The 19,569-nt window shown below is 61.7% G+C and carries 20 protein-coding genes; 16 read left to right on the forward strand and 4 right to left on the reverse strand.

Translation table 11 applies throughout. The features are described 5' to 3' along the window. Positions 1-2: 2 nt before the first annotated feature. The 5 genes from N8H22_RS15285 to N8H22_RS15305 all read left to right on the forward strand — a co-directional run bounded on the left by N8H22_RS15285 (position 3) and on the right by N8H22_RS15305 (position 7,951). Positions 3-1,100, forward strand: coding sequence for an amino acid ABC transporter permease (locus N8H22_RS15285; RefSeq protein WP_264591364.1), 1,098 nt, complete (start codon positions 3-5; stop codon positions 1,098-1,100). Between the two features lie 9 nt (positions 1,101-1,109). Continuing rightward, positions 1,110-1,877, forward strand: a complete 768-nt coding sequence (locus N8H22_RS15290) for an amino acid ABC transporter ATP-binding protein (protein WP_264591365.1) — start codon at positions 1,110-1,112, stop codon at positions 1,875-1,877. Positions 1,878-2,063: 186 nt separating this feature from the next. Continuing rightward, positions 2,064-3,401 carry a cytochrome D1 domain-containing protein gene (locus N8H22_RS15295; protein ID WP_264591366.1) on the forward strand — a complete coding sequence of 446 codons (1,338 nt, stop codon included), beginning with the start codon at positions 2,064-2,066 and terminating at the stop codon, positions 3,399-3,401. A gap of 135 nt (positions 3,402-3,536) precedes the next feature. Continuing rightward, a complete protein-coding gene (gene purL, locus N8H22_RS15300; protein ID WP_264591367.1) occupies positions 3,537-7,433 on the forward strand; it encodes a phosphoribosylformylglycinamidine synthase in 3,897 nt (1,298 codons plus the stop codon). A 200-nt stretch (positions 7,434-7,633) separates the two neighbouring features. Continuing rightward, positions 7,634-7,951, forward strand: a complete 318-nt coding sequence (locus N8H22_RS15305; RefSeq protein ID WP_264591368.1) for a YqfO family protein — start codon at positions 7,634-7,636, stop codon at positions 7,949-7,951. A 64-nt stretch (positions 7,952-8,015) separates the two neighbouring features. Here N8H22_RS15305 and N8H22_RS15310 read toward each other — a convergent pair whose 3' ends face one another. Next, a complete protein-coding gene (locus N8H22_RS15310; protein WP_264591369.1) occupies positions 8,016-8,519 on the reverse strand; it encodes a L,D-transpeptidase family protein in 504 nt (167 codons plus the stop codon). 28 nt (positions 8,520-8,547) lie between these two features. Further along, positions 8,548-9,099, reverse strand: a complete 552-nt coding sequence (locus N8H22_RS15315; RefSeq protein WP_264591370.1) for an NUDIX hydrolase — start codon at positions 9,097-9,099, stop codon at positions 8,548-8,550. Between the two features lie 160 nt (positions 9,100-9,259). Between N8H22_RS15315 and N8H22_RS15320 the strand changes: the two genes are divergently transcribed. From N8H22_RS15320 to purT, 4 genes are all read left to right on the forward strand, one after another. Beyond that, positions 9,260-9,877 (forward strand): CoA pyrophosphatase, encoded by a 618-nt coding sequence (locus tag N8H22_RS15320; RefSeq protein WP_264591371.1) that lies wholly within the window; start codon positions 9,260-9,262, stop codon positions 9,875-9,877. Positions 9,878-9,938: 61 nt separating this feature from the next. Continuing rightward, the gene (locus N8H22_RS15325) at positions 9,939-10,460 is read left to right on the forward strand and encodes a gamma carbonic anhydrase family protein (protein WP_264591372.1); all 522 of its coding nucleotides are present in this window, start codon (positions 9,939-9,941) and stop codon (positions 10,458-10,460) included. Beyond that, a complete protein-coding gene (locus N8H22_RS15330; RefSeq protein ID WP_264591373.1) occupies positions 10,457-10,648 on the forward strand; it encodes a DUF1289 domain-containing protein in 192 nt (63 codons plus the stop codon). Before N8H22_RS15325 ends, N8H22_RS15330 begins: the two co-directional genes overlap by 4 nt. A gap of 44 nt (positions 10,649-10,692) precedes the next feature. Next, positions 10,693-11,874, forward strand: coding sequence for a formate-dependent phosphoribosylglycinamide formyltransferase (gene purT / locus N8H22_RS15335; RefSeq protein WP_264591374.1), 1,182 nt, complete (start codon positions 10,693-10,695; stop codon positions 11,872-11,874). Positions 11,875-11,900: 26 nt separating this feature from the next. On the opposite strand, the gene N8H22_RS15340 is transcribed toward purT, so the two are convergent. Together N8H22_RS15340 and ccsA are read right to left on the reverse strand one after the other, a co-directional pair. Beyond that, entirely contained in the window at positions 11,901-13,187 is a 1,287-nt protein-coding gene (locus N8H22_RS15340; RefSeq protein WP_264591375.1) for an HlyC/CorC family transporter, read from the reverse strand. Between the two features lie 9 nt (positions 13,188-13,196). Further along, positions 13,197-13,997 carry a cytochrome c biogenesis protein CcsA gene (gene ccsA, locus N8H22_RS15345; RefSeq protein WP_264591376.1) on the reverse strand — a complete coding sequence of 267 codons (801 nt, stop codon included), beginning with the start codon at positions 13,995-13,997 and terminating at the stop codon, positions 13,197-13,199. 163 nt (positions 13,998-14,160) lie between these two features. On the opposite strand from ccsA, the gene ffh reads away from it, so the two are divergent. The 7 genes from ffh to N8H22_RS15380 all read left to right on the forward strand — a co-directional run bounded on the left by ffh (position 14,161) and on the right by N8H22_RS15380 (position 19,518). Further along, positions 14,161-15,537 carry a signal recognition particle protein gene (ffh, locus tag N8H22_RS15350; RefSeq protein WP_264591377.1) on the forward strand — a complete coding sequence of 459 codons (1,377 nt, stop codon included), beginning with the start codon at positions 14,161-14,163 and terminating at the stop codon, positions 15,535-15,537. A gap of 177 nt (positions 15,538-15,714) precedes the next feature. Beyond that, a complete protein-coding gene (gene rpsP, locus N8H22_RS15355) occupies positions 15,715-15,966 on the forward strand; it encodes a 30S ribosomal protein S16 (RefSeq protein WP_264591378.1) in 252 nt (83 codons plus the stop codon). A 5-nt stretch (positions 15,967-15,971) separates the two neighbouring features. Then, on the forward strand, positions 15,972-16,508 hold the full coding sequence (rimM, locus tag N8H22_RS15360; protein WP_264591379.1) for a ribosome maturation factor RimM: 537 nt from the start codon (positions 15,972-15,974) through the stop codon (positions 16,506-16,508). A 5-nt stretch (positions 16,509-16,513) separates the two neighbouring features. After that, a complete protein-coding gene (gene trmD / locus N8H22_RS15365) occupies positions 16,514-17,266 on the forward strand; it encodes a tRNA (guanosine(37)-N1)-methyltransferase TrmD (protein WP_264591380.1) in 753 nt (250 codons plus the stop codon). A 48-nt stretch (positions 17,267-17,314) separates the two neighbouring features. After that, on the forward strand, positions 17,315-17,665 hold the full coding sequence (rplS, locus tag N8H22_RS15370) for a 50S ribosomal protein L19 (RefSeq protein WP_264591381.1): 351 nt from the start codon (positions 17,315-17,317) through the stop codon (positions 17,663-17,665). Positions 17,666-17,816: 151 nt separating this feature from the next. Next, positions 17,817-18,713 carry a site-specific tyrosine recombinase XerD gene (xerD, locus tag N8H22_RS15375; protein WP_264591382.1) on the forward strand — a complete coding sequence of 299 codons (897 nt, stop codon included), beginning with the start codon at positions 17,817-17,819 and terminating at the stop codon, positions 18,711-18,713. A gap of 79 nt (positions 18,714-18,792) precedes the next feature. Beyond that, on the forward strand, positions 18,793-19,518 hold the full coding sequence (locus N8H22_RS15380) for a thioredoxin fold domain-containing protein (protein WP_264591383.1): 726 nt from the start codon (positions 18,793-18,795) through the stop codon (positions 19,516-19,518). Positions 19,519-19,569 lie beyond the last annotated feature (51 nt).

Genomic DNA, 19,569 nt, shown 5'->3' on the forward strand with positions numbered 1-19,569 from the left:
GCATGACTATTCACACCTTCAAGCCGGACCTGCCGCCGCCGTCGCATAGCCTGGGCGTGATGGGCTGGTTGCGCGCGAATCTGTTCTCCAGCGTCGGCAACTCGCTGCTGACGTTGCTGGGGCTTTACCTCGTCTGGCTGATTGTCCCGCCAGTACTGGACTGGGCCATCTTCAGCGCGGACTGGAGCGGCGACACCCGCGCCGACTGTACTCGCGAAGGTGCCTGCTGGGTGTTCGTGCAGACCCGCTTCAGCCAGTTCATGTACGGCTTCTACCCGGCAGAACTGCGCTGGCGGGTCGACCTCTGCGTGTGGCTGGCGGTCATCGGCGCCGCGCCCTTGTTTCTGCGGCAGATGCGCCACAGGCTGCGCTATGGGTTTGGCTATCTGCTGGTCTATCCGTTGCTGGCTTACTGGCTGCTGCATGGCGGTTTTCTCGGCCTGAGCAGCGTGCCGACCAGCCAGTGGGGAGGCCTGATGCTGACCATCGTGATCGCAGCCGTGGGCATCGCCGGCGCGCTGCCGCTGGGCATCCTTCTGGCGCTGGGGCGGCGCTCGGACATGCCGGCGATCCGCGTGCTCTGCGTGACCTTCATCGAGTTCTGGCGCGGCGTGCCGCTGATCACCGTGCTGTTCATGTCCTCGGTGATGCTGCCGTTGTTCCTGCCCGAAGGCATGAACCTGGACAAACTGCTGCGCGCGATGCTCATGGTGGTGTTCTTCGAGGCCGCCTATATCGCCGAGGTGGTGCGCGGCGGGTTGCAGGCGATTCCCAAGGGGCAGTACGAGGCCGCGGCGGCGATGGGCCTGGGCTATTGGCGCAGCATGCTGCTGGTGATTCTGCCGCAGGCGTTGAAGCTGGTGATTCCGGGCATCGTCAACACCTTCATTGCGCTGTTCAAGGACACCAGCCTGGTGATCATCATCGGCCTGTTCGACTTCCTCAACAGCATCAAGCGCGCCACGGCCGATCCGGCCTGGCTGGGCATGTCCACCGAGGGCTACGTATTCGCCGCGCTGGTGTACTGGCTGTTCTGCTTCGGCATGTCCCGCTATTCGATGCATCTGGAACGCAAGCTGGATACCGGCCACCGGAACTAGGAGATGGATATGAACGACACTTCAGCGCGGCCCGAGCAGGCGAGCGCGCCGATCATCCAGATGCAGGGCGTACACAAGTGGTACGGCCAGTTTCATGTGCTCAAGGACATCAACCTGAGCGTGCGCCAGGGGGAGCGTATTGTCCTCTGCGGGCCCTCCGGCTCCGGCAAGTCGACCACCATTCGCTGCCTGAACCGGCTGGAAGAACACCAGCAGGGGCGCATCGTCATCAATGGAGTGGAACTGACCAGTGACCTCAAGCAGATCGAGGCGATCCGCAGTGAAGTCGGCATGGTCTTCCAGCATTTCAACCTGTTCCCGCACCTGACCGTGCTGCAGAACTGCACGCTGGCGCCCCTGTGGGTTCGCAAGCTACCGCGGCGTCAGGCCGAGGAAATCGCCATGCATTACCTGGAGCGGGTGCGCATTCCAGAACAGGCCGACAAGTTTCCCGGCCAGCTGTCCGGTGGGCAGCAGCAGCGCGTGGCGATCGCTCGCGCGCTGTGCATGAAGCCGAAGATCATGCTGTTCGACGAGCCGACCTCTGCGCTCGATCCGGAAATGGTCAAGGAGGTGCTGGACACCATGATCGGCCTTGCCGAGAGCGGCATGACCATGCTCTGCGTGACTCACGAGATGGGCTTCGCGCGGACCGTGGCCGACCGGGTGATCTTCATGGACAAGGGCGAGATCGTCGAGCAGGCCGAGCCTGAGGTGTTCTTCACCAATCCGGTCAATGACCGGACCAAGCTGTTTCTCAGTCAGATCCTGCATTGAAAGGCTGACGGGACGACTCCGTGCCGGCGGGCGCCGACTGGGCCGAACGATGCTGATGCCCGGCGAGATGCGCTTGAACCGTCGGTTTGCCAGAGTCGCGTGCACCGCTGCGTTGACGTCAGTCATGCGCCTTGAGTGGTGCATGGTCTGTAATCCCCTGCATACGTAAGGCTTGGGAAGATCGGCGTGTCGAACTGTAAAACGCGCGGCGTCATTCGTTCGTTGCAGGGGTTGTTCATCGGCCTGCTGGGGCTGCTGGCCTTCACGGCGCAGGCCGAAGGCTCATGGACGGACGCGGATATCCGCGCCTCCCGCCATGTGTTGCGCGAGACTACGACGGCACAGGCGCCGGTCTACAAGGCCGATCCGCTGGGACTGATCCTGGTGGTCGAGACGGGGGATGCGCATGTCTCGATCCTCGATGGCGACAAGCTCGAGCCTTTCCATCGCTTCGCCACCCGGGCACAGCTGCATGGCAGTCCGAAATTCACTCGCAACGGTCGCTACGCATTCTTCGCTTCCCGCGATGGCTGGGTGACCAAGTACGATTTGTGGACGCTGGAGGTCGTCGCCGAAGTGCGTGCGGGGCTGGACACGCGCAACATCGCCGTCGCCCCGGCGGGCGATCATGTCGCTGTGGCCAGCTACCAGCCCCAGACTCTGGTGCTGCTGGACGGCGATCTGAATCTGCTCAAGTCCGTGCCGGTCCTTGACCAGAAGAGCGAGCGCGGTTCACGGGTGTCGGCGGTCTACGTCGTGCCGTCGCGGCAATCATTCGTCGTGGCGATGAAGGATATCGCCGAGCTGTGGGAGGTCAGCTACGACCCACAGGCCGAGGACATGGCGATCGGGCTGGTGCACGACTTCCAGTACCGGGAGGGCACGTTCGTCACCGGCTATCTCAATCCGCGGCGCATCGAGCTGGACGTGCCGCTGGATAATTTCTTCTTCAATCCTGATCAGGCCGAGCTATTCGGGGTGTCGCCGCAGGGCGAGGTGCAGGTGATCCAGCTGGATGCGCGCCAGCGGATCGGCGAGCTGCCTCTACGGGGCCAGCCGCATCTAGGATCGGCTGTCACCTGGCAGCGTCAGGGCAGGACGCTGATGGCCAGCACCAACCTGACCCTGCCTGAGGCCGCGGTGATCGACCTGGAGCGGCGCTCGCTGGTAAGACGCATCGCCCTCAAGGGGCCGGGGTTCTTCCTCGCCGCCCACGAAAACAGCCGTTACCTGTTCGTCGCTTCGATGCTGGCGGCGAACTCGAAGCATGTGTTGCAGGTGATCGATCGGAACACGCTGGAGGTCGTGCGGCACATTGAGGTGGAGCCTGGCACCACGCTGGCCCACGTTGAGTTCACTCGTGACGGTCGCCATGCCCTAGCCAGTCTGTGGCGCGACGACGGCGCCTTGATTGTGCTCGATGCGCAGACTCTGGAAACGCTGAAGCGTCTGCCCATGAAGCGGCCGGTCGGCACGTACAGCGTCTGGCGTGGGGTCGAATCCCTGCAGCACAGCGGGCGATAGCGACGGCCGCCGGTCGGCCGGCAGTCTGTGTGTCTCACCGGGCTGATTCGCTTGCCGCTGGCCGCTGCCCCTTGTCGGCCGTCATGGGCTAGAATATGCGCCCCCAATGCTTCCCCCTCCGAGGCTGTTCCGACGATGTTGATCCTGCGCGGCGCTCCCGCTCTTTCCGCCTTCCGTCACGGCAAGCTCCTGGCACAACTGACCGAGAAGGTCCCCGCAGTGAGCGGGTTGTATGCCGAGTTCGCCCATTTCGCCGAGGTTGCCGGCGCGCTTGGCGCGGATGAGCAGCAAGTGCTGACCCGTCTGCTGAAGTACGGCCCCAGCGTGCCGGTGCAGGAGCCTGCCGGTCGGCTGTTTCTGGTGGTGCCGCGTTTCGGCACTATCTCGCCCTGGTCGAGCAAGGCCAGCGACATCGCCCACAACTGTGGCCTGGAGAAGATCCAGCGGCTGGAGCGTGGCATTGCCTACTACGTGCAGGGCGAATTCTCTGACAGCGATGCCGAACTCATCGCTGCCGCGCTGCATGACCGCATGACCCAGCTGGTGCTCGGCCGCTTCGAAGAAGCCGCCAATCTGTTCAGCCATGCTCAGCCCAAGCCGCTCACCGCGGTGGATGTACTCGGCGGTGGCCGGGGCGCGCTGGAGAAGGCCAACGTCGAGCTGGGCCTGGCGCTGGCCGAGGACGAAATCGACTACCTGGTGAAGGCCTTCAGTGAACTGGGCCGCAACCCGCATGACATCGAACTGATGATGTTCGCCCAGGCCAACTCCGAGCACTGCCGGCACAAGATCTTCAATGCCAGCTGGGACATCGATGGCGAGAGCCAGGAAAAGTCCCTGTTCGGCATGATCAAGAACACCTACCAGCTGCACAACGAGGGCGTGCTGTCAGCCTACAAGGACAACGCCGCGGTGATCGTTGGCAATGTTGCCGGCCGCTTCTATCCGAATCCCGAGACGCGCGAGTACGCCGCGAGCCAGGAGCCGGTGCACATCCTGATGAAGGTGGAGACGCACAACCACCCGACCGCCATCGCACCGTTCCCGGGCGCCTCTACCGGCTCCGGTGGCGAAATCCGCGACGAGGGGGCGACCGGTCGGGGTGCGAAGCCCAAGGCCGGCCTGACTGGCTTCACCGTTTCCAACCTGAATATCCCCGGCTTCGAGCAGCCCTGGGAGAAGCCCTACGGCAAGCCCGAGCGCATCGTCACGCCCCTGGACATCATGATCGAAGGCCCGCTGGGCGGCGCCGCGTTCAACAACGAATTCGGCCGACCGGCGCTGACCGGTTATTTCCGTACCTTCGAGCAGGCGATCAACACGCCGCGTGGCGAAGAAGTGCGCGGCTACCACAAGCCGATCATGCTTGCCGGCGGCATGGGCAACATCCGTGAAGACCACGTGCAGAAGGGCGAGATCTCGGTCGGTGGCAAGCTGATCGTGCTCGGCGGCCCGGCCATGCTGATCGGTCTGGGTGGCGGTGCAGCCTCGTCGATGGCCACCGGCACCAGCTCAGCGGACCTGGACTTCGCCTCGGTGCAGCGCGACAACCCGGAAATGGAGCGTCGCTGCCAGGAAGTCATCGACCGCTGCTGGCAGCTGGGCGAGCGCAACCCGATCAAGTTCATCCATGATGTCGGCGCCGGCGGACTGTCCAACGCCTTCCCGGAGCTGGTCAACGACGCAGGTCGTGGCGGTCGATTCGAGCTGCGCAACATTCCGAACGACGAGCCGGGCATGGCACCGCTGGAAATCTGGTGCAACGAGTCCCAGGAGCGTTACGTACTTTCTGTCGATGCGGCCGATTTCGAGCGCTTCAAGGCTATTTGCGAACGCGAGCGCTGCCCCTTCGCGGTGGTCGGTGAGGCCACCGAGGAGCCGCACCTGACCGTCGCCGACAGCCATTTTGGCAACAAGCCGGTGGATATGCCGCTCAATGTGCTGCTCGGCAAGGCGCCGCGCATGCACCGCAGCGCGCAACGCGAAGCCGAGCTCGGCGACGACTTCGATGCCGCCTCGGTCGAACTGAGCGAGGCCGTTACGCGCGTGTTGCGTCATCCCGCGGTGGCCAGCAAGAGCTTCCTGATCACCATCGGCGACCGCAGCATTACCGGCCAGGTCGCCCGCGACCAGATGGTCGGTCCGTGGCAGGTCCCGGTGGCTGACTGTGCGGTTACCGCGACCAGCTACGACGTCTATACCGGCGAAGCCATGGCGATGGGCGAGCGCACCCCGCTGGCGTTGCTGGACGCCCCGGCGTCCGGGCGTATGGCGATCGGCGAGACGCTGACCAATCTCGCGGCGGCGCGCATCGAAAAGATTTCCGACATCAAGCTGTCGGCCAACTGGATGGCCGCTGCCGGCCATCCGGGCGAGGATGCGCGGCTGTACGAAACCGTTCGCGCGGTCGGCATGGAGCTCTGTCCGCAGCTGGGGATCACCGTTCCGGTGGGCAAGGACTCGATGTCGATGAAGACTCGCTGGTCGGAAGAGGGCGCCGAGAAGAGCGTGACCTCGCCGCTGTCGCTGATCGTTTCCGGTTTCGCTCCGGTCACCGACATCCGTCAGACCCTGACGCCGCAGCTGCGCCTGGACAAGGGCGCCACTGACCTGATCCTGATTGACCTGGGACGCGGACAGAACCGCATGGGCGCTTCGATCCTCGCTCAGGTCTATGGTCAGATCGGCCGGCAGGCGCCGGACGTCGATGATGCCGAGGACCTGCAGGCGTTGTTCGCGGTGATCCAGGGGCTGAGTGCCGATGGGTTGTTGCTGGCCTATCACGACCGTTCCGACGGCGGCCTGCTGACCACCGTGCTGGAAATGGCCTTTGCTGGGCATTGCGGACTGAATCTGTGTCTGGACGGTCTGACGGAAACGGCGGATGAGATCGCAGCAGTGCTGTTCAATGAGGAGCTCGGCGCCGTCATCCAGGTGCGTCAGGACGATACCGAGGTCGTGCTCGCCCAGTTCAGTGCAGCTGGTCTCGGCGACTGCGTCGCAGTGCTCGGCCAGCCAGTCAACAACGGGCATGTGGCGATCAAGCATCACGGCAATGACATCTACAGTGGTGAGCGCCGTCTATTGCAGCGGCAGTGGGCTGAGACCAGCTACCAGATCCAGCGTCTGCGTGATAACGCCGGCTGTGCTGATCAGGAGTTCGACGCGCTGCTGGAGGAGGACAATCCGGGACTGCACGTCAAACTCAGCTTCGACGTGAACGAAAACATTGCCGCGCCGTACATCAAACGCGGTGTGCGACCGAAGGTGGCCGTGCTGCGTGAGCAGGGCGTCAATGGCCAGGTGGAGATGGCGGCGGCCTTCGATCGAGCCGGTTTTGCCGCAGTCGACGTGCACATGAGCGATATTCTCGCCGGGCGTGTCAGCCTTGAGGAGTTCAAGGGACTGGTCGCCTGTGGTGGCTTCTCCTACGGCGATGTGCTCGGCGCTGGCGAGGGCTGGGCCAAGTCGATCCTGTTCAATGTGCGTGCGCGCGATGGCTTCCAGGCCTTCTTCGAGCGCCGTGACAGCTTTGCCCTCGGTGTCTGCAACGGCTGCCAGATGATGTCCAATCTGCACGAGCTGGTGCCTGGCAGCGAAGCCTGGCCGCACTTCGTGCGCAATCGCTCGGAGCAGTTTGAAGCGCGGGTGGCGATGGTCCAGGTGCAGGATTCGCCGTCGATCTTCCTGCAAGGCATGGCCGGATCACGCCTGCCGATCGCCATCGCGCACGGTGAAGGGCATGCCGAGTTCGAGAGCGAGGAGGCGTTGCTGCAGGCGGATCTGTCCGGGACCGTGGCGCTGCGTTATGTCGACAGCCACGGCAAGGTCACCGAGCGCTACCCGGCCAACCCCAACGGGTCGCCGCGCGGGATCACCGGTCTGACCAGCCGCGACGGGCGGGTCACCATCATGATGCCGCACCCTGAGCGGGTATTCCGCGCCGTGACCAACTCCTGGCGTCCGGATGAATGGCAGGAAGATGGCGGCTGGATGCGTATGTTCCGCAATGCTCGCGTCTGGGTGGACTGATCGATCTGATCACCCCAGCCTCCTGCAAGCCCGCTGATATCGTATCCGCGGGCTTTTCATTTGGACGAAGGTCTATGAACCGCGGACGTCGCACGGCGTCTCAGCTATGACGCGTAGCAACTTTTGCGGCTTGTGCGGATGGCAAACTGCCATCCAGCTCGCCCGGCGCTATGCCGGGCTTCAACTGCACGGAGAGGTCGATGTACAAACTGTGTTTCTACGTTCCGGAGAGTCATCTGGATGCAGTGAAGAAAGCAGTGTTTGCGGCTGGCGCCGGTCGGATTGGTGCGTATGACAGCTGTTGCTGGCAGGCACTCGGCCAGGGTCAGTATCGTCCGTTGGAGGGTAGCCAGCCCTTTCTCGGCCAGTCAGGGCAGTTGCAGCACGTGGCCGAATGGAAAGTCGAACTGGTGGTGGCCGACGAGCTGATCCATGACAGCGTCAAGGCCTTGAAAAAGGCTCACCCCTACGAAACGCCGGCGTTCGAGGTTTGGCGTTTGTCGGATATGCAGTTCTGAAATACCGGCGGCGCGGTGCTTGCTGTGCGCCTTAGGTCGTGCCCCGGCGGCGTTGATTGAGGCGTCAGGGACGAATTTCGATCAGCGTGCCGTTTCTTACCAGTTGCCAGATTTCCTGCATGTCCGAGTTCTTCAGCGCAATGCAGCCCTCGGTCCAGTCGAGCGTGTGGAAGAACCACTCGGGGTATTCCTCGTCCAGCGGGGTGCCGTGCAGCATGATCATGTCGCCTGGCGCCACGCCTTCGGCTTCGGCGCGTGCAAGGTCACGGGCGTTGGGGTAGGAGATGTGCATGGACAGGTTGAACTTGTCGCTGGGCTTGCGCCAGTCGATCCAGTAGTAGCCTTCCGGTGTACGCTGGTCGCCCTGGCGCAACTTGGCTCCGGCTGGTTGTTTGCCGAGCGATACGCGGTAACTCTTGAGTGTCTTGCCGCGGCTGATCAGATGAAGCTGGCGCTCGGATTTAACCACCAGCACCTTGTCGATGGGCTTACCTTCCAGGCTAGGCGTCGCACTGGCATGGGTAAGAGTGGCGAAGGTGACATAGAAAACGGCGAGCAACCAGCGCATCGAGACTCTTCCTGCGATCCGGACCACATCAGACCAATGGCTTGCCGTGCAATGTGCTGAGCGCCTCATTGCGTACCGGGAAGGTCTGCTGCACCCGGTCGGCAAAGAAGCATTCTAGGGTACGGCCGATGGTCGGGAAAGCCAGCGCTGACCAGGGGATGCTCGCTTCGTCAAACAGCCGGACTTCCAGGCTTTCCTCTCCGGGTGCGAAGGCCCGATCGACCAGTTCGGCGCGAAAGAACAGCGAAACCTGATTGATATGCGGCAGATCGAACAGGGTATAGAGCTGCAGCTCGCGTACTCGCGCGCAGGCCTCCTCGAGTGTTTCCCGTGCCGCCGCTTCCTGCAGGGTCTCACCGTTCTCCATGAATCCGGCTGGCAGGGTCCAAAAACCCCGGCGTGGTTCGATGGCGCGCCGGCACAACAGGATCTGGTCAGACCAGACCGGCAGGCAGCCGGCGACGATCCTCGGGTTCTGGTAATGAACGGTCCGGCAGTCGTCACAGACGAAGCGCGCACGATTGTCGCCTTCGGGGATGCGAGAGAGCACCGGGCCGCCGCAGCGGCTGCAGTATTTCATGCTCATTCCTTGTCGTTGCTACGAGAGTGGCCGAGTACTCTGCCCGCTCGGTACGTCGTCGTGTTCGGTTGGCCGGTGCGCTATCGGCGGCGTTGCGCGGGGCCTTGGGCGCTTGCGCCTTTCGTGCCATGATGCCAATCAAAGACGAATCGAGACGATTATGCTGGACACAATTCTCCAACGGGTGCGCAACTACTCGCCGCATCTCCTGGAGCCGGAGGGGCGTCTGCCCGAAGCGGCCGTTCTGATGCCCATCACTCGTAGTGAAAATCCGGAGCTGGTGTTGACCCTGCGTGCCAGCGGCTTGTCGACGCATGGCGGCGAAGTGGCCTTCCCGGGTGGACGGCGCGATCCGGAAGATCCCGATCTCATGCATACCGCGCTACGCGAGGCGGAGGAAGAGGTGGGGCTGGCGCCTGGCATGGTCGAAGTCGTCGGGCCGCTGAGCAGCCTGATTTCGGTGCATGGTATCCATGTCACGCCCTTCGTGGGCATCGTTCCCGACTACGTCGAGTACCGCGCCAATGATGCGGAGATCGCGTCGGTGTTCTCGGTCCCGCTGAACTTCTTCTGCGAGGATCCGCGAGAGGTCACCCACCGCATCGATTACCAGGGACATAGCTGGTACATCCCGTCTTACCGATATGGCGACTACCAGATATGGGGGCTGACGGCGATCATGATCGTCGAGCTGGTCAATCTGGTATATGACGCCGGTATAGAGATGCGTCGAGCGCCGGCCACCTTCATCGATCTCACTGGCCGCGACAGGCGCTGAGCGCCACGATGGCGCTTGCCGGCGTCGTGCCTGGCTACCGAAACTCAGAAAGGAGCTGCATGTGAAATATCGTCTGGGAGAGTCCCGCGTCGAAGCCCACCCGCAGAGCTGGGTCGCGCCCACCGCGACCTTGATCGGCAAGATCCGTCTGGATGAAGGGGCGAGCATCTGGTTCGGAGCTGTGCTGCGTGGTGATAACGAGCTGATTCATGTCGGTGCGAACAGCAATGTCCAGGATGGCAGCGTGATGCACACCGACATGGGGCATCCGCTGACGCTTGGTACCGGTGTCACGGTCGGCCACAACGCCATGCTGCACGGCTGCACTGTGGGTGATTACAGCCTGATCGGCATCAATGCCGTGGTGCTCAACGGCGCGAAGATTGGCAAACACTGCATCATCGGCGCTAATACGCTGATTGCCGAGGGCAAGGAAATTCCCGATGGCTCGCTGGTGGTCGGCTCGCCGGGCAAGGTAGTGCGCGAACTCAGCGACGAGCAGAAGAAGATGCTTGAGGCCAGCGCCGCACACTATGTACATAACGCCCAGCGCTACGCTCGCGATTTGGAGCTGGACGAGTGAGCGATGCCGACAAGCCCGTCGCCTCACCCTGCGTCAGCCTCTGCGCGCTTGATGAGGATGACGTGTGCGTTGGCTGCCAGCGTACCGCCGACGAGATTCGCCGCTGGGGGCTGATGAGTGATGACGAGCGGCGCCAGGTGCTGCGCCGCTGCGTCGAACGGGCCCGGCTAAGCGGCCAGTTGCTGTAGGCGCGCTTCCTGCGCGTCGTTAATTCTGAATAACGAGGATTCCCATGCCCCGAATTGGTACCCCGCTGTCTGCCAGCGCCACGCGCGTTCTGCTTTGTGGCTCCGGCGAGCTTGGCAAGGAACTGGTGATCGAGCTGCAGCGTCTGGGCGTGGAGGTCATTGCAGTAGATCGTTACGCCAATGCTCCGGCCATGCAGGTGGCGCACCGCGCCCATGTGATCGACATGCTTGACGGCGCGGCGTTGCGCGCCGTGATCGAGCTGGAACAACCGCATTACGTGGTACCCGAGATCGAGGCGATCGCCACCGCCACACTGGTCGAGTTGGAAGCCGAGGGCTTCACGGTGATACCGACCGCACGCGCGGCGCAGTTGACGATGAATCGTGAAGGAATCCGGCGTCTGGCGGCTGAGGAGCTGGGGTTGCCGACTTCGCCGTATCGTTTCGCCGACTCGCTGGCCGAGTGTCGGGCTGCCGCGTTGGCGCTGGGTTTCCCTTGCTTGATCAAACCGGTGATGAGTTCGTCCGGCAAGGGGCAATCGGTGCTGCGCAGCGAGGCAGATATCGAGGCGGCGTGGGAGTATGCCCAGGCCGGTGGTCGAGCTGGCCGGGGGCGGGTCATCGTCGAGGGGTTCATCGATTTCGATTACGAAATCACCTTGCTCACCGTCAGGCATGCCGGTGGCACGACGTTCTGTCAGCCGGTCGGGCATCGGCAGGAGAAAGGTGACTATCAGGAGTCCTGGCAGCCGCAACCGATGTCCGCTGCGGCAATGGCCGAGGCGGAGCGGATTGCCCTGGCCGTGACCGATGCTCTCGGTGGGCGTGGCATCTTCGGCGTCGAGCTATTCGTCAGGGGTGATCGGGTGTGGTTCTGCGAGATATCGCCGCGTCCGCATGACACCGGATTGGTGACCTTGGTCTCGCAGGATCTGTCGGAGTTCGCATTGCATGCCCGGGCGATTCTTGGCTTGCCGATTCCGGCAATCCGGCAACTCGGACCATCGGCTTCGGCAGTCATTCTGGTTGAGGGCGAGTCGACGCAGGTCAGCTTCGGCAATCTTGAAGCTGCACTGAGTGAGCCGGACACGTCCTTGCGGCTGTTTGGCAAGCCCGGTGTCAGCGGTCAGCGGCGAATGGGCGTGGCACTGGCGCGCGATGTGTCGCTCGAAGCTGCTCGGGAGAAAGCATCACGTGCCGCGGCTGCGGTAGTAGTCCGGCTCTGAAGGGCTGGATGTGGGGATGACGGCGCTTACCCGGCTTCCTGTTCGTCCGTCGCTGCTGGAGCGATAGCCCAGGCGCGCACGCTCTTCACCCGATTGTCTGACGCTTGCAGGATTTCCAGGCGGTATTGTCCGATCTGCAGGCAGATGCCGCTATCGGGTATGTGCTCCAGCGCTTCGGTGATCAGACCGTTGAGGGTCTTCGGTCCATCGCACGGAAGCTGCCAGCCGAGTGCACGGTTCACTTCCCGTAGGTATGCGGCGCCGTCGATCACCAGCGTGCCATCATCCTGGGGGTGGATGTCCGGGCTGCGCAGGGTGTCTTGATTGCTGAACTCGCCGACGATCTCTTCGAGAATATCCTCCAGGGTGACGATACCCAGCACGTCGCCGTACTCGTCCACCACGATTCCAATCCGCCGCTTTTGCTTCTGGAAGTTGAGCAGCTGGGTAGACAGCGGAGTGTTTTCCGGCACGAAGTAAGGGGGCGTACAGGCCTCCAGAAGATTCTCCCGAGTCAGCTGATCATGGCTGAGCAGGCGGGCGATGTGCCTCATGTGGACAATGCCTTCGATCTGATTGATGTCCTTGCGGAACACCGGCAACCGGGTATGCGAAGTCGTGCGCAGTTGGCCGATGATGGTTTCCAAGTCATCTTCCAGGTCGATGCCGGTAACCTCGTTACGCGGAATCATGATGTCATCCACCGTCACCCGTTCGAGATCGAGGATGCCGAGCAGCATGCTCTGGCGGTTCATCGGCAGGGCACCGCCGGATTCGCGTACCACACTGCGCAATTCCTCGGTGGACAGACTGTCGTTGCCCTTGGCCGCCGGGTCGACGCCGAGCAGCTTCAGCAGGCCGTTGCTGATCCATCCAAGCAGCGCGACCAGTGGGTAGAGTATCTTCTGGAGCATCGCCAGTGGCAGGCTGACCGGGTAGGCCACCGCTTCCGGGCGCAGTGCAGCGAGGGTCTTCGGAGTGATCTCGCCGAAGATCAGCAGCATGATGGTCAAGCCAACGGTGGCGATCGCGATTCCAGCTTCACCCCACAGCTGCATGGCGAGTACGGTGGCAATCGAGGAGGCTAGGATGTTGACGAAGTTGTTGCCGACCAGAATGGTCCCAAGCAGGCGATCTGGCCGTGCCAGCAATTCGGTGGCGCGCCTGGCGCCACGGTGGCCTTCCTTGGCGTGGTGGCGCAGGCGGTAGCGATTGAGGCTGAGCATCCCAGTTTCGGAGCCGGAAAAGAATGCCGAGCATAGAAGCAGGAAGACCAGCAGTCCGACCAGAAAGCCGGGGTGTAGATGTTCCACTTGGCTGCCTTAGATGTGCAGGATGAATTCGCGGACCAGTTTGCTGCCGAAGTACGCCAGCATAAGCAGGCAGAATCCGGCCAGGGTCCAGCGGATGGCCTTGTAGCCACGCCAGCCGAGTTGGTGGCGGCCCCAGAGCAGCAAGCCGAAAACCACCCAGGCAATAACGGATAACAGAGTCTTGTGCACCAAGTGCTGGGCGAACAGGTCATCGAGGAAAAGCCAGCCGGACAGCAGCGAAGCTGAAAGCAGTAGCCAGCCGGCCCAAAGGAAGCCGAACAGTAGACTTTCCATGGTTTGCAGCGGCGGGAAATTGCGGATTACGCCGGACGTGTGTTTGTTCTTCAGCTGGTGGTCCTGCAACAGCAGCAGCAGCGCCTGAAACACGGCGATGGTGAGCATCCCGTAGGCGAGGATCGAAAGCAGAATGTGCGCCAGGATACCGGCCTCTTCGGCGATCGCCGGCGCGGTACCCGACGGGGCGAACTGTGCGAACAGTACCGTCAGACAGCCTAGCGGGAATAGCAGCACCAGGAGGTTTTCCACCGGCATGCGCTTGAGGGCCAGAAGAATCAGCAGAATCACCGCGGCGGCGATGAGGCTGGAGGCTGTAAAGAAATCCAGATGCAGCCCGCTCGGCGAGAGCAGTTGCATAAATAGGCTGGTCGCGTGGGCCAGCAGTGCCAGCACGCCGAGGGCGAGCAGCAGGCGCTTGTTCGGCACTGAGCGTTGTGCCAAACGCAAGCTTTGATAGCCTGTAACACCGGCATAGAGCAGGGCGGCAGCGAGGCTGGGCAGCAGAGGGTGCATAGGTTCTGGTAGCGGCTCGAAAGGCCGTGAGTGTGGCACAAACACCCAAGGCGCAAAAGCGGCTGTATGCCCATCACATGAAAAGCATCACCGTCGGGGTACCGGCAAGGTGGCTCGAGCTTCTATAATCGCGCTCTTAACCACACCCAGCGTGGAACGGCTCATGTTCGAAAACCTAACCGATCGCCTGTCACAAACACTTCGCCATGTCACCGGCAAGGCGAAGCTGACCGAGGACAACATCAAGGACACTCTGCGCGAGGTGCGGATGGCCCTGCTCGAGGCCGACGTCGCGTTGCCAGTGGTCAAGGAGTTCGTCAACAAGGTCAAGGAACGTGCGGTCGGCACTGAGGTGTCGAAGAGCCTGACTCCAGGGCAGGCATTCGTGAAGATCGTTCGTGCCGAGCTCGAGGAGCTGATGGGCGCTGCCAACGAGGACCTGGCGCTGCATGTGGCACCGCCAGCGATCGTGCTGATGGCGGGCCTGCAGGGTGCGGGCAAGACCACAACGGTCGGCAAGCTCGCGCGCTTCCTCAAGGAGCGTAAGAAGAAGTCGGTAATGGTTGTGTCTGCCGACGTCTACCGTCCTGCTGCAATCAAGCAGTTGGAGACCTTGGCGAACGACGTGGGTGTTACCTTCTTCCCATCCGATATCACGCAGAAGCCTGTAGAGATCGCTCAGGCAGCCATTCGCGAAGCCAAGCTTAAATTCATCGATGTGGTGCTGGTTGATACTGCTGGTCGTCTGGCCGTCGATGCCGAAATGATGGCTGAGATCCAGGCCGTGCATGCGGCGATCAAACCTGCCGAAACGCTGTTCGTGGTCGACGCCATGACGGGTCAGGATGCTGCCAATACCGCCAAGGCGTTCGGTGATGCGCTGCCGCTGACCGGTGTGGTACTAACAAAAGTTGATGGCGATGCGCGTGGCGGTGCTGCGTTGTCGGTGCGTCATATCACCGGCAAGCCGATCAAGTTCCTCGGTATGGGCGAGAAGAGCGATGCGCTCGAGCCATTCCATCCGGACCGGATCGCTTCGCGCATTCTCGGTATGGGCGATGTGCTCAGCCTGATCGAGCAGGCCGAGCAGACGCTCGATCGCGAGAAGGCCGAGAAGCTCACCAAGAAGCTGAAGAAGGGTAAGGGCTTCGATCTCGAGGATTTCCGCGACCAGTTACAGCAGATGAAGAACATGGGCGGGCTCGGTGGGTTGATGGACAAGCTTCCCTCCATTGGCGGTGTCAATCTCTCGCAGATGGGGCACGCGCAGGGGGCGGCAGAGAAGCAATTCAAGCAGATGGAGGCGATCATCAACTCGATGACGCCGGCCGAGCGACGTAACCCTGATCTCATCAGCGGCTCGCGCAAGCGCCGCATTGCGCTGGGCTCTGGCACTCAAGTGCAGGACATCGGTCGCCTGATCAAGCAGCACAAACAGATGCAGAAGATGATGAAGAAGGTCACCGGCAAGGGCGGTATGGCCAAGATGATGCGCGGCATGGGCGGTATGTTCCCAGGCGGTGGCATGCCGAAGTTCTAGTGCTTCCGGTGCGGCTGGTGAATGCGCGAGTCTTGCGTCTCTCCAAGGCGTAGCCACTTTCCGCTCTTTTGAAAAAGCCATTTGCAAAATTCCGGATAATCCTTAGAATATGCGGCCTTTCGGGCCTTGGGCCCTGCATTCAAGATTTGCTGTACCGACTACAGGAACGATGTTCACATGGTAACTATTCGTCTCGCCCGTGGCGGCTCCAAGAAGCGCCCTTTCTACCACCTGACCGTGACCAACAGCCGCAATGCGCGCGATGGTCGCTTCGTTGAGCGCATCGGCTTCTTCAATCCGATCGCCACTGGTGCTGAACTGAAGCTTTCTGTTAACCAGGAGCGTGCCGCGTATTGGCTGAGCCAGGGCGCCCAGCCGTCTGAGCGCGTTGCTCAGCTGCTGAAGGAAGCTGCCAAGGCCGCTGCCTGAATCGCATGAACGCAACGTCTGCTCCGGCCGAAGACCTGATAGTTATCGGCAAGATCGTTTCGGTGCATGGCGTGCGTGGTGATGTAAAGGTCTATTCCTTTACGGATCCGATCGACAATCTGCTCGATTACCGTCATTGGACGCTTCGGCGAGGTGATGAGGTCAAGCAGGTTGAGCTGGTCAAGGGCCGGCTTCAGGGCAAGATCCTGGTAGCGACGCTGAAGGGTTTGAATGATCGAGAAGTTGCGCGTACTTACGCGGATTTCGAGATATGCATCCCGCGTGCGGAGCTGCCAGCGCTGGCTGGTGACGAGTATTACTGGTTTCAACTTCAGGGTCTGAAGGTCGTCAATCAGCTTGAGCAAGTGCTTGGCGTTGTGGATCACCTGCTCGAAACCGGGGCCAACGATGTTCTGGTGGTCAAGCCCTGTGCGGGCAGCCTGGATGATCGTGAGCGACTGCTGCCTTATACCGATCAGTGCGTGCAACGTATCGATCTGGATGCGGGAGAGATGCGGGTCGACTGGGATGCGGATTTCTGAGTCTCATGCCTGGTTTACGCGTTGAAGTCATCAGTCTGTTCCCGGAAATGTTTGCCGCAATTAGCGATTATGGAATAACCAGTCGCGCGGTCAGACAGGGGCTGCTGGAGTTGCGCTGCTGGAATCCTCGTCACTACACCGAGGATCGCCATCAGACCGTGGATGACCGGCCATTTGGTGGCGGCCCCGGAATGGTGATGAAAATCGAACCTCTGGAGCGCGCTCTGGCTGATGCCAGACAGGCTGCAGGGGAAGGGGCGAAAGTGATCTATCTTTCGCCACAGGGGCGCCAGCTGAAGCAGGCCAGCGTTCGTGAGTTGGCCAAAGAGGAGGCGCTGATCCTCATCGCTGGCCGCTATGAAGGTATCGACGAGCGCTTTATCGAGGCGCACGTGGATGAGGAGTGGTCAATCGGCGACTACGTGCTGTCCGGTGGTGAGCTGCCGGCAATGGTACTGATCGATGCTGTGACCAGGTTGCTCCCAGGAGCTCTGGGGCATGCTGATTCGGCCGAGGAGGATTCGTTCACTGACGGCCTGCTCGACTGCCCGCATTACACGCGACCGGAAGTGTATGCGGATAAACGTGTTCCTGAGGTGCTGCTCAGTGGCAATCATGAACACATCCGGCGCTGGCGCTTGCAGCAGTCCCTCGGAAGGACCTGGGAGCGTCGGGCCGATCTTCTGGATAGCCGCTCGCTTTCTGGGGAAGAACAGAAGCTGCTGGCGGAGTACATCCGTCAGCGGGACGATAGTTAACGTAACGTATCGATGGCAGGCCGTACGGGTTTGTCTTAGGAGCACAGCATGACCAACAAGATCATTCAGCAGCTCGAAGCCGAGCAGATGAACAAAGAAATCCCCTCGTTCGCCCCGGGTGACACCGTGGTCGTACAGGTGAAGGTGAAGGAAGGTGATCGTCAGCGCCTCCAGGCCTTCGAGGGCGTGGTAATCGGTAAGCGTAACCGTGGGCTGAACAGCGCGTTCACCGTTCGCAAGATCTCCAACGGCGTAGGCGTCGAGCGTACTTTCCAGACCTACAGCCCGATGGTCGACAGCCTGAGCGTCAAGCGCCGCGGCGATGTTCGCAAGGCCAAGCTGTACTACCTCCGCGACCTGTCCGGCAAGGCAGCTCGCATCAAGGAGAAGCTGTCCTGAGGGCAGCAGCTCCGGCGTACTGAAAAAAGCAGCCTTTGGGCTGCTTTTTTTGTGCCTGCCTACCGGGCCGCAGACCGCAAGGCGTTCGTCGGTTTGGTTTGGCAGGTGGGTTGTGAAAGACTCGTGAGCGCTATTGACGAGATGCCTCGATATGCCGGCTATACACGATCCGATCATCGATCGCTTTCTTGATGCGCTGTGGCTGGAAAAAGGCCTGGCGGACAACACACGCGACGCCTATAGCAGTGATCTCGCCTTGTTCAATGGCTGGCTAGCTGAGCAGGGCGTGCTGTTGATTGATGCTGGGCGTGACGTCATTCTCGATCACCTGGCGTGGCGCTTGGCCAATGGATACAAGGCACGCTCGACCGCGCGATTTCTTTCTGGCTTGCGTGGCTTCTACCGCTATCTGTTGCGCGAGGGGGTAATTACGGTCGATCCGACCCTGCGGGTCGATCTGCCGAAGCTCGGTCGGCCGTTGCCCAAGGCCCTTTCCGAGGCAGATGTCGAAGCATTGCTGGCTGCGCCTGATGTCGGTGATCCGCTTGGTCTGCGTGATCGGGCGATGCTTGAGGTGCTATACGCCTGCGGGCTGCGGGTCAGCGAGTTGGTCGGGCTGGGATGGGAGCAGGTGAGCCTGCGCCAAGGGGTGCTGCGGACCTTCGGCAAGGGCAACAAGGAGCGACTGGTGCCGCTGGGCGATGAGGCCATGCACTGGCTGGCGCGTTATCAGCGCGAGGCTCGAGCAGTTCTGCTCGGTGACAATCTCTCGGATGTGGTATTTCCGAGTCGGCGAGGCGAGCAGATGACGCGCCAGACTTTCTGGCACCGGATCAAGCTGCACGCGAAGCGCGCGGGAATCGCAGCATCCATTTCGCCACATACGTTACGTCACGCCTTCGCCACTCATCTGCTCAATCACGGTGCCGACCTGCGTACCGTGCAGATGCTGCTCGGCCATAGCGATCTTTCGACCACGCAGATCTATACCCATGTAGCGCGTGCGCGTCTGCAGGCGCTCCATGCAGCGCATCATCCGCGTGGCTAGCGAGATGCACCCAGCAGTCTGACGATGGCGGCTGTGCTAGTCTATGCACCTTTTCTTTGGCGCCGCTCCAGGAGTTTTCATGCGCGTGATTCGTTTGTTCGCCGCCGCGACCGTCGGCCTGGTCAGTACCTTTAGCCTGGCTGCCGATCCCGATCAGGCGATTCGTCAGGTGTTGCAGTCGGCCCAGCCTGACCTGCCAATCGAGGCTATCGCCGAAAGCCCGATGCCGGGCCTCTATCAGGTGCAGCTCAAAGGCGGGCGTCAGCTCTATGCCAGTCCGGACGGGCAGTTCGTTCTGCAGGGCTTCCTGTACCGCTTCGAGGGTGGTCAGGCGATCAATTTGACCGAGCAAGCTCAGAGCCAGTCGATCGCCAAGGAGATCAATGCGATTCCCGCGAGCGAGATGGTGGTGTTTGCGCCGAAGAATCCTAAAACGCACATCACGGTGTTCACCGACACTGATTGTGGCTACTGCCAGAAACTCCATAGCGAGGTCCCCGAGCTGAATGGCATGGGGGTAGAGGTTCGCTATGTGGCGTTCCCTCGGCAGGGCATGGGTAGTCATGGCGCCAACACACTGACGAGCGTTTGGTGCGCCAAGGACCGTCAGGCGGCTATGAATCTGGCGAAAGCGCGCAAGGACGTCCCCGCAGCAAGCTGTGATAACCCAATCGCCAAGCAGTACGAGATGGGGCAGTTGATTGGTGTTCAGGGTACTCCAGCCATCATTCTCGCCGATGGGCAGATGATTCCGGGCTACCAGCCGGCTGCGCAGCTGGCCGAGTTGGCGCTCAAAGCCAATTAACCCGCGCAGCGCCGTCGGTCGGCAGTACTGCGGCCCCGTCGACATCGGTCG

Origin of the sequence: Stutzerimonas sp. S1 (genome assembly GCF_025966695.1) — a bacterium.
GTDB lineage: Bacteria > Pseudomonadota > Gammaproteobacteria > Pseudomonadales > Pseudomonadaceae > Stutzerimonas.